This window comes from Bradyrhizobium sp. PRIMUS42 (assembly GCF_023006515.1).
Lineage (GTDB): Bacteria > Pseudomonadota > Alphaproteobacteria > Rhizobiales > Xanthobacteraceae > Bradyrhizobium.
In genome coordinates this window covers 1-11,450 of the sequence record NZ_JALBGZ010000132.1, presented here as the reverse complement: position 1 = coordinate 11,450, position 11,450 = coordinate 1, and the positions used below count along the sequence as shown (strand labels likewise).

Genomic DNA, 11,450 nt, shown 5'->3' with positions numbered 1-11,450 from the left:
GCTTCGTCGATGTGGTCTCGGGCAAGGCGCGCAAGCCGGCCACGCCCAATGCGCGCGACCGCCGCCGCGCAGTCGAGGCCGCGCTGTGGATCGACGACAACTCGCATGCCGAGGTCGATCTCGAACAGGCGGCAAAGCAGGCGAGGCTCAGCCCGTTTCACTTCCTGCGACTGTTCTCGAGCGTGCTCGGCGTCACCCCGCATCAATATCTCGTGCGCTCGCGGCTGCGGCACGCGGCACGGCTGCTCGCTGACGACGACATCGCGGTCACCGATGTCGCCTATGACGTCGGCTTCGGCGATCTCTCCAACTTCGTTCGCACCTTCCACCGCGCCGCCGGCGTGTCGCCGACCAAATTTCGCCAGGCCTCGAAGGGGGAGCGCGGGATCTTCGCCGAACGTCTCGTCCTCAACTGAGACAGGTCGGCCCGCATCGCAGGTAACCGTCTGTTGACCAGACAGGCGCGACGCACTGGCGCTCGCGGTACGTTGCGCGATAGTACAACCAAAGGGCGAATCAACGTCCGTTCGAGGCGGCGAGCCGGCAGATGAACAGTGCCCCGAGTGAGGTGATTGGCGCCACACTGATCGCGCTTGCCGTCGGTCTTGCCTTCATCGCCGGCTGCGCCGTCTATTATGGCCGCCAGATCACCTCGCGCAGGATTCCGATGCAATGGGGCACTGACGGTCAGCCGGCCTGGTTCGCACCGCGCCTGATCGGGCTCTGGTTCAGCTTCGGCGTGACGGCGGCCCTGTCCGCGTTCCTGCTCGTTCTCGCCCTTCATGACCCGCAAAAGCTCACGGCGCTGATCGTCGCAACGGTCAGTGTGATTGGAACGAACATGTGGGTTCAGGTCTCTCACCTGAAGCGGGTGATCCGGTGGCAATCGGAGGCGCCGGCGAACTAGCCGGGTTCCGAGCGCAAGATTCTCCAAGAGCCGCCCGCCCTTCCCCGACTAGCTTCGTCTCCGGCGCGCGCCATTCACGGCGCGCTTTGCAAATGGAGACGAACATGTACGACCACATCGGACTTCGCGTTGCCGATCTCGACGCCGCGACGCGCTTCTACACCGCGGTGCTGGCGCCGCTCGGCTACGTCCTGTGCTCCAGCGGCGACGGTTATGCCGGCTTCGGCCCCAAGGGCGAGCCGGCGCTGTGGCTACACCTGAACAAGGGCCGTAACGCCGACGGCGCGCACATTGCGTTTCGTGCCAAGGACCATGACGCAGTGAAGGCATTTCACAGCGAAGGCCTGAACAGCGGCGGCCGCGACAATGGCGGTGCGGGTCCGCGCAAGGATTACAGCCCGACCTATTACGCGGCGTTTTTGATCGACCCCGACGGCAACAATGTCGAGGCGGTTTGTAGCTGAGCCGTCAGCCGTTCACGAGACCTTGTAGGGTGGGCAAAGCGAAGCGTGCCCACCGACCGCCCGCATCGATCCAAATGGTGGGCACGGCGCTACGCGCCTTTGCCCACCCTACAAGACTGCATTTGAGGAAACTCCCATGGCCTCCATCCACAACGACATCCTCATCAACGCCCCGGCGCGCGACGTCTGGGACGCGGTGCGCGACTTCGGCGCGCTGCATCAGCGGCTGGCGCCCGGATTCGTCACGGCCTGCACGCTCGAGGGCGATGCGCGCATCGTCACCTTCGCCAACGGGTCGGTGGCCCGCGAGGTGCTGGTCGATTGCGACGATGCGCGGCAGCGCCTCGTCTACGCCATCAACAACGAGCGACTGAAGCACTACAGCGCCTCGGTGCAGGTGATTGCCGACGGTGAGACGCGATGCCGCCTGGTCTGGACCATCGACATGCTGCCGAACGAGCTTGCGCCCTACGTTCAGGGGCAGACCAAGGAGGCCGTGGTGGCGATACACCGGGCGTTTCCGCCCGCAGGCTGATCCGCCTCTGTGAATTTTCTCACAGAGCTCCGCCCTCGCCGTCAGCAATCATGCCCGCGTGCGTCCGGTTGGCTCCGCTCTCCCGGCGGCGCTGCGCACGCGAGGAGCATGCCATGAGAGGTGCGGACAAGGTGATCTGCCAGGCGGCGGCTGTGCTGCTGCTGTTTTCCGTCGCGAGCACGCCGGCGAAGGCGCAGCTTGCAGGGTTCGGCGGTGGAGGCGGCACCGGCGGCGAGGACATGATGACCCAGATGGCGCCGATGCTTGAGATGATGAAGGCGAAGATGGGCAAGCGCCGCTTCGCCATGATGATGCAGACCATGGGCCCGATGATGAGCCGCATGATGGAGAATGGCGGCGGTGGGCTCGGAGGCATGATGGGCGGCGGCGGTCTCAATGGGCTCGGCGGCGGCACTCTCGGCGGCGGCTTCGGCGCGCCGAATTACGGCGGCTACACGCCGATGGGCGGAGGCGCTTATATGCCGACCGGGCTCGGCGGCATGGGCGGCGGCGACATCATGGGCATGCTCGGTGGTGCCGGTGGCGGCGACATGATGGCGATGATCCCGCAGCTGATGCGGCTCGCCAATGTCGGCGGCGGCGGCCATCGCCGCCACAGGCATCGCTAATCGGCGGCGCCGGACAGAGCTGGTCTGATCGCAGCCTTGCTCGCGCGCGGTCCCCAGCGCGTCAGCAAGACGCTGGAGGATGAGAGCAGGCCGAGCACGACCATCGAGCTCGCAGCCAGCCAGAAAAAACTCTGCGCGGTGGCTTCATGGGTCGACAGCCACCAGCCGACGGCGGAGATGTAGATCAGCCGCGCCGTCTGCGCCAGCACCGGCCCGATCACCTTGGCGGCGCCCTGCGACGAGAAATACATCGTCGTGGCAATGCCGAAAAACGCGTAGAACGGTCCGACCGTCGAGAGATATTGATGGCTTGCCGCGCGCACGGCCGCGCTGTCGGTGAAGATGTTGATCCAGAGATCGGGGAACATCGCAACGACGCAGGCCGGCGCGCCGACGGCGACGAAGGCAGCTGCACTGGCGATCCAGGCGACGCGCCGGGCCCGCGCGATGTTGCCCGCGCCGATCGCCATCCCGACCATCGGCACGCAGGCGATGCCAAACGAGAACGCGATCGAGGTCAGCAGAAATTCGAGGCGCGCGCCGATGCCGTAGCCGGCGAGGATCGCGGTGCCGAACGTCGCCAGCATGTGGGTGAAGATCGAGATCGTGAGCACCGATTGCAGCGGCGAGAAGCAGGCGATGGCGCCGACCTTGAGGATGTCGAACAACATTACCCATTGGATGCGCAGGCCGCGCAGCTTCGGCGTGACACGCGCGCGGCCGGAGAACAGGTACCAGCCCATGATGCAGATGTTCATGGAATAGGCGATCAGCGCGCCGGCCGCGACGCCGCGCATGCCGAACTGCGGCACCGGTCCGAGGCCGAGACCGAGCGTGCCGCCGAGCACGATCTGCCACGCCGCGGAGTTGAGGATCAGGAACGACGGCAGCTTCATGTTGCCGGTGCCGCGCAGCACGCCGGCCATGGTGTTGAGCAGCCAGGGCAGCACGGCGCCGCCGAAAAACACCTGCGTATACGCAACCGCATGGGTCAGCACATCGCCGCGGCCGCCGAGCATTTCGAGCACCCGGGGCCCGAAGATCAACATGCCCAGCATGAAGACGACGCCGAAGCCGATTCCGATCAGCATTGCGTGCGCGGCAAGCGTGCCGGCCCGTTCGCGATCGCCTGCACCGAGCGCGCGAGCAATGGCGGAAGCCACCGCACCGCCCATGGCGCCGCCCGACATCGTCATGGTCAGGATCACGGTCGGAAACACCAGCGCCATCGCCGCCAGCGCCTCGACGCCGAGCCGGCCGATATAGGAGGTCTCCGCGATCACCGTGCAGGTGCCGGCCGACAGTGCGATCACGTTGGGCCAGGCGAGGCCGAGCAGCGTGCGCAGGATCGGCCCGTCGGTCAGCGCGCTTCGCATCGGCTGCGGAGGCGGCGGCAGCGGACGCTCTTGCTCATCGACCGGGATTTCGGCGATGTCGGACATATCCTCTCCGGGGCATGAGCGCTCTTTGCGGCGCGGCAATGCGTAGGTGTGACAATAAATTTCTTCGCGCGCAGGGCGCGTTGAGAGCTTGTTAGCACGGCGCGGAGCGATTGCTCCTGCGCCAGATGCAGGCGTGCCCTGCGGCAGCGCATTTCGATGGGTGGAGCTATTCGATCGTCCACACCAGCGGCGGGCGGCCGCCTGCGGATGGGCGCAGATGCACGCCGATATGCCGCCCGCATCCCGCAGCCAGGCCTTCGAACAATCCCTCCAGCACCCTGGCGCAGGCGGGGTGATAGTCCGTGACGTCATCCATCAGTTTCCAGCTCTGCTGGCGGATTTCGAAGCTGCCTTCGGATTGCGCGGTCTCCGTCGCGTCGTCCTGCGCGGCGAACAGCGCGCCCAGGAACGATGCGAACTCGCCTGCCCCGCCGCGGCTCATCGCCAGCGCGGCTGCGACTTCGTCAAAGTATTGCATGCCGATCAGCTTGCCGGTGAGGTGCAGCAGATAGCCGGCGTCTTCCGGGCCGAACAGCTGCACCATCACGGGCGCGGCGGTGCGCACATATTCCATCGCGTAGTTGCGATAGGCTTTCTCCAGACGCGGCTTCGGCCAACTGGCGACCGGCAGCGCCGGCGCGGTCTTGGCGTCAAACAATGGCGCTTCCAGATGCCGCGCGAACACCAGGCGCTGATCGAGTTCTAGCGGATGGTCGTATTGATGATAGTAGCCTTCGAGCCCGTCCTGGCCATCGACGCTCTGCTTGGTGCAGACGAAGCCAAGACGGAGATCGCCGAGGGCGACGCCATTATTCGCGTGCCAGCCGCGCAGCATCGCGCGGGAAACCTCGCCCGGGACGCCGCAGATCGCCGTGCCCTTCCAGATCCAGCGCGGCGGCGGATAGCGGATCCAGGCCTTGGTGTCGCTCTCATACATGTATTCGACATGCACGCCGCCGATCCAGTTGGAGAGGTAGTGATATTGCGCGGCCGCCACCGCCGGCGGCAGGCGACTGAGGCCGAGCTTTTGCAAGCCCGGCAGGAAGCGCTCCTGCTGCTGGCGGCGAAATACGCGGAAGACGAACTCGGCGGCATCCGCAGGTCCGCGCCGCGTGACGACGGTGAGGATGAGGCCGGTGAAGTAGGCATGGTAGAGGTCCGCGACCGCGCGCCAGCGCTTCCATTGAGCTTCCTGCGCGAGGTCCGATGCCGCGGTCATGTTCGCTCCCGATCGTTGTTTTGATCGAGTGTGTCACCGCACCTTCTGGCAAGCAACATGACGTCCAAGCAGGGCGCCCTGCGCGACCGCCCGCCAATTCCGCATCACGAAGTTTGCGGCGGTGCCGTCTTGGCGCCGCGCTCTCGCTCGACCCGTTCGGTGACGTCGCGCGCCATCGCCACAGATCCCAGAACGTTGCCGCCGGAATCGCGCACCAGCGCGAAGGTCATCTCGATGTAGAGCTTGCGTCCGCTCTTGTGCTGCGCGCGGGTCAGCGTCGGCTTGCCCGCAAGCTTCATCGTGCCGCTGGCGAGCGCGGCCTCGAAGCCCTTCCAGTGCGCAGCGCGCAGATGTTCGGGAATGATCAGGTCCAGGTTCTGGCCGAGCGCTTCCGCAGCGGAGAAGCCGAACAGCGCCGTCGCCGCACGGTTCCAGCGCATGATCGTGCCGGAGCGATCCGAATAGATCAGCGCGTCCGCGACGTCTTCGGCGATCTTTGCGTCGAGCTCGGATTGATTGCTCATCTGGTCACCTCGTAGCCCGGATTTCACTTCGCACCCTGACACACCGATGTCATCGCCCGACTTGATCGGGCGATCCAGTATTCCAGAGGCCGTGGTGATTGATCCGATAAGCCGCGGCGTACTGGATGCCCCGGTCGAGCCGGGGCATGACAGTAGAATGTGCCGCTACACCCGGAAATGCTTCGATAGTTTGAGGCCTTGAGCCTGGTAATTGGAACCGATGCGCTGGCCGTACATCGCGTCGGGGCGCGCCAGCATCTTCTCGTAGACGAGCCGGCCGACGATCTGGCCGTGCTCGAGAATGAACGGCACTTCGCGCGAGCGCACTTCGAGCACAGCACGCGATCCCAATCCGCCGGCGCCGGCATAGCCGAAGCCGGGATCGAAGAATCCGGCATAGTGCACGCGGAATTCGCCGACCAAGGGATCGAACGGCACCATCTCCGCGGCGTAATCGGGCGGCACCTGCACGGCTTCCTTCGAGGCAAGGATATAGAACTCGCCGGGATCGAGGATCAGGCTGCCGTCGGGACGCGCCGAGATGGGCTCCCAGAAGTCCTCGACCGAGTACCCGGAGCGACGATCGACGTCGACGACGCCGGTGTGGCGCTTGGCGCGATAGCCGACGAAGCCGTTCGCTCTCTCACCGGACAGGTCGACGGAGACGGCGACGCCGCCGGACAGATCGGCATCGTCGATGTCGACGAGGCGCTCGGCGGCATGCAAGCCATCGAGCTCGTCGGCGTTGAGGATGGCGTCACCGGTGCGGAAGCGCACCTGGCTCAGGCGCGAGCCCTCGCTGACCAGCACCGGAAACGTCTTCGGGCTGATCTCGGCATAGAGCGGGCCGTGATAACCGGCGCCGATCATGTCGAAGCGGCGGGTGCCGTCGGCGATCACGCGGGTGAAGACGTCGAGCCGGCCGGTGGAGCTCTTCGGGTTCGCGGCCGCGACGATCTCCGGCGGCAGCGCGAGGCTCTCCAGCAGCGGCACGATATAGACGCAGTTCGTCTCCAGCACCGCGCCGTCGGCGAGGCTGAACTCGTGCAGCTTCAATTCGTCGATGCGCTCGGCCACCGTGGCTCCGGGACCGGGCAGGAAGCTGGCGCGGACGCGGTAAGCGATGTCGCCGAGACGCAAGTCGAGGCTCGCCGGCTGGATCTGGCTCTCGACGAAGTCGTAGGCGGGCAGGATAAGCCCCGCGTCCGCCATCGCCGCGATCATGCGGTCGGGCAGGATACCATTGGCGTCTGGCGCGACCGTAAACGTCAACCGGGGATCCTCATCAGGGGTCAAATGCATCCGGACATGCGGAAAATACAAGCCTTTTACGGCTATCCGATGGACGCCTTGACGGAAAGGGCATTGCGGAATATGAGCATCACTTATCCCGTGGTGATTTGAGCCGGCCGGCTTGCAGCCACGTTAAATAAGTCGCTAAACAGGCCGGGGACCTCTGTGATCCCGGCCCGTGGAGATATCCAGGCCGGTTTTTTTGTGACCGTTTTCGACGAGGCGGTCATGTCGGAGGTACCTATGTCGAAGTCGACCACCAACTACCGTCCCGAAACCCGCCTGGTCCATTCCGGCACCCTGCGCTCGCAATATGGCGAGACGTCGGAGTCGCTGTTCCTGACCCAGGGCTACGTCTACAACAGCGCCGAGGAGTGCGAGGCGCGGTTCAAGGGCGAGGATCCGGGCTTCATCTATTCGCGCTACTCCAACCCGACCATCGCGATGTTCGAGCGCCGCATGATCGAGCTCGAGGGCGCCGAGGCGGCCCGCTCGGCGGCAACAGGCATGGCCGCGGTGACGACCGCGATCCTGGCGCCGCTCAAGGCCGGCGATCACGTCGTGGCCTCGCGGGCGCTGTTCGGCTCGTGCCTCTACGTCGTGCAGGACCTCTTGCCGCGCTACGGCATCGAGACCACGCTGGTCGACGGGCTCGACCTCGACCAGTGGCAGCGCGCGGTGCGGCCGAACACCAAGACGTTCTTCCTGGAGAGCCCGACTAACCCGACGCTCGATGTGCTCGACATTCCCGGCATCGCAGAGATCGCGCACAAGGGCGGCGCGCGGCTCATCGTCGACAACGTGTTCGCAACCCCCATCTGGCAGAGCCCGCTCGCACTCGGCGCCGACGTCGTGGTCTATTCCGCGACCAAGCATATCGACGGCCAGGGCCGCTGCCTCGGCGGCGTCATCCTGTCCTCGGAAGCCTTCATCGCCGAGCACATCCACAATTTCATGCGCCAGACCGGCCCGTCGATCTCGCCGTTCAACGCCTGGGTCCTGCTCAAGGGCCTGGAGACGCTCGGCGTGCGCGTGCGCGCGCAGACGGATACCGCGGCACGGATCGCCGAGGTGCTGGCGAGCCATCCGAAGATCGCACGGCTGGTTTATCCCGGCCGCGCCGATCATCCGCAGGCGGCGCTGGTGAAGAAGCAGATGCGCGGCGGCTCGACCCTGGTCGGCTTCGAGGTCAAGGGCGGCAAGCAGGCTGCGTTCCGCGTGCTCAACGAGCTCAAGCTTGCGAGGATCTCGAACAATCTCGGCGACGCCAAGAGCCTCGTCACGCATCCGGCGACCACGACGCATCAGCGCCTGAAGCCCGAAGACCGCGCCGCCCTCGGCATCGGCGAAGGCTTCATCCGCTTCTCCGCGGGACTCGAGCATGCGGATGATCTGATCGAGGATCTGACGGCGGCGCTGGAGAAGGCCTGAGGGGCGAGTAGCGAATGGCGAATGGAAATCCCCATTCGCTATTCGCAATTCCCCATTCGCTTCCAGTTACATCGGCCGATAGGTCCGCACGTCCGCCGGCGCGTTCACTCCGAGCTTGATCTGGCCGACGGAGCGGATGATGTCGTCGCCGAGCAGCTGGGCGAAGCAGGCATAGCCCCAATCGTTCATGTGCAGGCCGTCGGCGATCACGAAGCTCTCGACCGGAATCGATTGGTTCTCGTGCCAGTCACGCATCACCTCGAAGCGGGGAAAGATGCCGACGTGGCGGAGCTCAGCGACGTTGCCGAGCAGCTTGATCATCTTGCCGGCGCTCTCCTTGCGCTGGTTGACGGCCGGCGAATATTGCGGATCGACCAGCACGATATCGGTGCCGCCGGCGGCCTGGATGCGGCTGATGCCGTCCTCGACCAGTTTTGCGGTGTCGCCGGGATCGAGATTGCGCAGCACGGCGTTGGTGCCGACCTGCCAGATCACGAGATCCGGATGCACGTCGATGACCTGCGTCTGCAGGCGCTTCATCATCTCGGGCGCGTCCTCGCCGCCGACGCCGGCATTGACGACGGTGATGTCGGCGGTCGGATAGTGCCGGTGCAGCTGCGCGGCGAGACGGTTCGGATAATTGAACTCCGGCGAGCTCGCGCCGAAGCCCGCGGTCGACGACGAGCCGAACGCGACGATGACGACGGGTTGGCCGGCGACGAGCTTGCTTGCGACATGCGGCAGCGTGCCCATCGCCTTCGAGCCCCCCTTCGGCGGCAGGCAGGGCACGCGGCTGAAGACGTCGGCGGCGGATTTGGCGACCTGCTTCACCTTGTCGACGGCGCGCGCCGTGACGCCGCGCTGCTCGGGCGACGTCACTGCGACAGTGGTCTGGGAGGGCGAAGCGGAAGCGGGATCAGCCGATTGCGCGGGTGCGGGGGTGGCCGGCGCCTGCGCATGCGACTGCGAGGCCGGCGTCAGCAACAACAGCATCGCGGCTGCGGGCGCGGCCAACCATGTCGTCAGGCAAAAAGGGCGGAGAGAACTCATTAACGCTAGACCTCAATTTTGCTGCTGGGCCGGCTCCAGATGGGCAGCGTCGATCACGAACTGTGCCAACGCCCGGCCAAGGCAATCATGGACCTGTTTCGCCAGTTCGGGCCCGCGGGACGGGCTGAACAGGTCGAACTGACCCTGGTCATTCCACTGCCGCATGATCGCGAAACGATCGAACAGCGGAATATCATGCTCCTGCGCCACCACGCGCATATTATCGAGAAACGGTTGCGCCGAGATCATCGTTTCGGTGCGCGGGCTGTACTGCAAATTCATCAAGACGACGTCAGCCCCTGCCTTTTGCAACGCAACAACCCCTTCGGTCACGGCGCTGCGAAATTCGTCGGGATCGATGGATCGGATGGCATCCACGGTCCCGGTTTGCCAGACGACCAAAGTAGGCGTTTTTGCTTCTATCAGCTTAACGAAGGTAGACGCGGCCTCCTCCGCCGTTCTTTTGCTCTGTATTTCTACGGAGACGTGCACCACCTCGGACGCAGGCAGCTTCTCCTTAAGGATCGCCTCCATGCGCGCCGGATAGGAGCTGCTCTCCGAAGACGGAATCGTGGTCGAGCGGCTGCCGATGACGAGGATGTCGAGCGGTTTGCCGGCCTTGAGGGCATCGGCGACCTTGAGAAGCCGACTTTCGCTGGTAAGCAGATAAGACGGCAGTTCGCATGCCGCGGGCGCGGCAGGCGCAGCATCGCCCGCGCGCGCCACAGGCGCGGCGAGGCTACCGCATAGCAGGATCAGGCTCAGGAGAACCTTCGCCTTCATCAGCCCCCTCCCGCCAAATCGGCGTTGCCGACGGCGTTTTTGGTTTTCGCACCGCTCTTGTCAGCCACCCGCTTGTACCACGAAATCACCCACGCCACGCCCCACATGATCAGGACCCCGGAGAGACTAATCAGCGCATGCATGGCTGCGCCGCCGGAGACTTCGGCGAGAATGAAATGGCCGGCAAAGGCCAGGAAGACGCCGAGGCAGAAGATCTCGAGCGAATGCTGGCCACATAGAATCAATGGTCGCAGCCAGCGCGATTTCAAGCCCGGCCAATCCCGGGGCAGGAAGCGCACGGTGAGGGCGGCCAGCGCCAGGAAATGCGTGAAGCGCAGCACGTCGAGATCGGTCTTGTCGATCGGGTACATCCACTGCTCGATCCGCTTCGGCATGAAGTGGGAGAGCTGCGGCACGTACCAGGTCAGCGTCACGCAGAACGCCGCCGCGAGATAGGCGATCGATATCCACATCGTCACGGGCGAGGCCAGGATGCGCGACATCCGTCGCGCACCTCCGAGCGCGCACCATGCACCGAACACGAACAGCAATTGCCAGGCGAAGGGATTGAAGGCCCAGAACCCGTTCGGATAGGCCGACAGATAGAGATCGTATTCCCAGGTGACGACGTAGAGCGCGACCGAGAGGCCGAGGGTGAAGTCGGGGCGCCATTTCATCGACCACAGGATCAGCGGCAGCGCCAGCATCAGCACGATGTAGAGCGGCAGCACGTCCATGTTGACCGGTCGGAAGCGCAGCAGCAGCGCCTGCACGATGGTGATGTCGGGCTGCTTGAGGAAATCCAGGATGCCCATTTCTTCGGTGTAGAGCGGGTTCTCGAACCTGGTCGCGACATAGGAGATTTCTGCGAGGAAGATCGTGAACAGGAAGACGTGAGCGACATAGATCTGCCAGACCCGGCGCAGGATGCGGGCGGTGGCGATGAGGACGCCGCTCTCCAGCATCGCCCTTCCGTAGACGAAGGCGGCGGTGTAGCCGGAGATGAAGATGAAGATCTCGGTGGCGTCGCTGAAGCCGTAATTGCGGATGGTGAACCACGTCAGGAGACTGGCCGGCAGATGGTCGATGAAGATCAGCCACAGCGCGAGGCCGCGGAACAGGTCGAGCCGGAGCTCGCGCTCGCCGATGGCGGGCAGCGTGATCGCCGGCGCG

The 11,450-nt window shown here is 65.1% G+C and carries 13 protein-coding genes and 1 riboswitch; of the genes, 6 read left to right on the top strand and 7 right to left on the bottom strand.

Features of this window, described 5'->3' with window-relative positions; genetic code table 11:
* The 5 genes from MOV75_RS13195 to MOV75_RS13175 form a co-directional block, all read left to right on the top strand.
* Positions 1 to 416: helix-turn-helix transcriptional regulator (locus tag MOV75_RS13195; RefSeq protein ID WP_247005903.1), on the top strand; the 416-nt coding region annotated here is incomplete at its 5' end.
* 131 nt (positions 417 to 547) lie between these two features.
* Entirely contained in the window at positions 548 to 907 is a 360-nt protein-coding gene (locus MOV75_RS13190) for a hypothetical protein (RefSeq protein ID WP_246925507.1), read from the top strand.
* A gap of 104 nt (positions 908 to 1,011) precedes the next feature.
* Positions 1,012 to 1,371 carry a VOC family protein gene (locus tag MOV75_RS13185; RefSeq protein ID WP_246925509.1) on the top strand — a complete coding sequence of 120 codons (360 nt, stop codon included), beginning with the start codon at positions 1,012 to 1,014 and terminating at the stop codon, positions 1,369 to 1,371.
* A gap of 136 nt (positions 1,372 to 1,507) precedes the next feature.
* Positions 1,508 to 1,906, top strand: a complete 399-nt coding sequence (locus MOV75_RS13180; RefSeq protein WP_246925511.1) for an SRPBCC family protein — start codon at positions 1,508 to 1,510, stop codon at positions 1,904 to 1,906.
* 113 nt (positions 1,907 to 2,019) lie between these two features.
* On the top strand, positions 2,020 to 2,535 hold the full coding sequence (locus MOV75_RS13175) for a hypothetical protein (protein WP_246925514.1): 516 nt from the start codon (positions 2,020 to 2,022) through the stop codon (positions 2,533 to 2,535).
* Here MOV75_RS13175 and MOV75_RS13170 read toward each other — a convergent pair.
* From MOV75_RS13170 to MOV75_RS13155, 4 genes are all read right to left on the bottom strand, one after another.
* Positions 2,532 to 3,977: an MATE family efflux transporter gene (locus MOV75_RS13170; RefSeq protein ID WP_246925516.1), complete on the bottom strand. Its 1,446-nt coding sequence runs from the start codon at positions 3,975 to 3,977 to the stop codon at positions 2,532 to 2,534. The genes MOV75_RS13175 and MOV75_RS13170 overlap by 4 nt on opposite strands.
* 166 nt (positions 3,978 to 4,143) lie before the next feature.
* Positions 4,144 to 5,196 carry a hypothetical protein gene (locus tag MOV75_RS13165; RefSeq protein ID WP_246925519.1) on the bottom strand — a complete coding sequence of 351 codons (1,053 nt, stop codon included), beginning with the start codon at positions 5,194 to 5,196 and terminating at the stop codon, positions 4,144 to 4,146.
* A gap of 104 nt (positions 5,197 to 5,300) precedes the next feature.
* The gene (locus MOV75_RS13160) at positions 5,301 to 5,720 is read right to left on the bottom strand and encodes a PAS domain S-box protein (RefSeq protein ID WP_246925522.1); all 420 of its coding nucleotides are present in this window, start codon (positions 5,718 to 5,720) and stop codon (positions 5,301 to 5,303) included.
* A 165-nt stretch (positions 5,721 to 5,885) separates the two neighbouring features.
* Positions 5,886 to 6,992, bottom strand: a complete 1,107-nt coding sequence (locus MOV75_RS13155; protein ID WP_246925525.1) for a 2'-deoxycytidine 5'-triphosphate deaminase — start codon at positions 6,990 to 6,992, stop codon at positions 5,886 to 5,888.
* Between the two features lie 110 nt (positions 6,993 to 7,102).
* Positions 7,103 to 7,182: riboswitch (SAM riboswitch) on the top strand.
* Positions 7,183 to 7,256: 74 nt separating this feature from the next.
* On the opposite strand from MOV75_RS13155, the gene MOV75_RS13150 reads away from it, so the two are divergent.
* Positions 7,257 to 8,444, top strand: coding sequence for an O-succinylhomoserine sulfhydrylase (locus MOV75_RS13150; RefSeq protein ID WP_246925532.1), 1,188 nt, complete (start codon positions 7,257 to 7,259; stop codon positions 8,442 to 8,444).
* Positions 8,445 to 8,510: 66 nt separating this feature from the next.
* Here the strand turns inward: MOV75_RS13150 and MOV75_RS13145 are convergent, their stop codons facing one another.
* From MOV75_RS13145 to MOV75_RS13135, 3 genes are all read right to left on the bottom strand, one after another.
* Positions 8,511 to 9,494: a GDSL-type esterase/lipase family protein gene (locus MOV75_RS13145; protein WP_247005901.1), complete on the bottom strand. Its 984-nt coding sequence runs from the start codon at positions 9,492 to 9,494 to the stop codon at positions 8,511 to 8,513.
* Positions 9,495 to 9,506: 12 nt separating this feature from the next.
* Positions 9,507 to 10,277, bottom strand: a complete 771-nt coding sequence (locus MOV75_RS13140) for an SGNH/GDSL hydrolase family protein (protein ID WP_246932266.1) — start codon at positions 10,275 to 10,277, stop codon at positions 9,507 to 9,509.
* A partial coding sequence (locus MOV75_RS13135) for an OpgC domain-containing protein (protein ID WP_247005899.1) occupies positions 10,277 to 11,450 on the bottom strand: 1,174 nt, incomplete at its 5' end. The genes MOV75_RS13140 and MOV75_RS13135, both read right to left, overlap by 1 nt.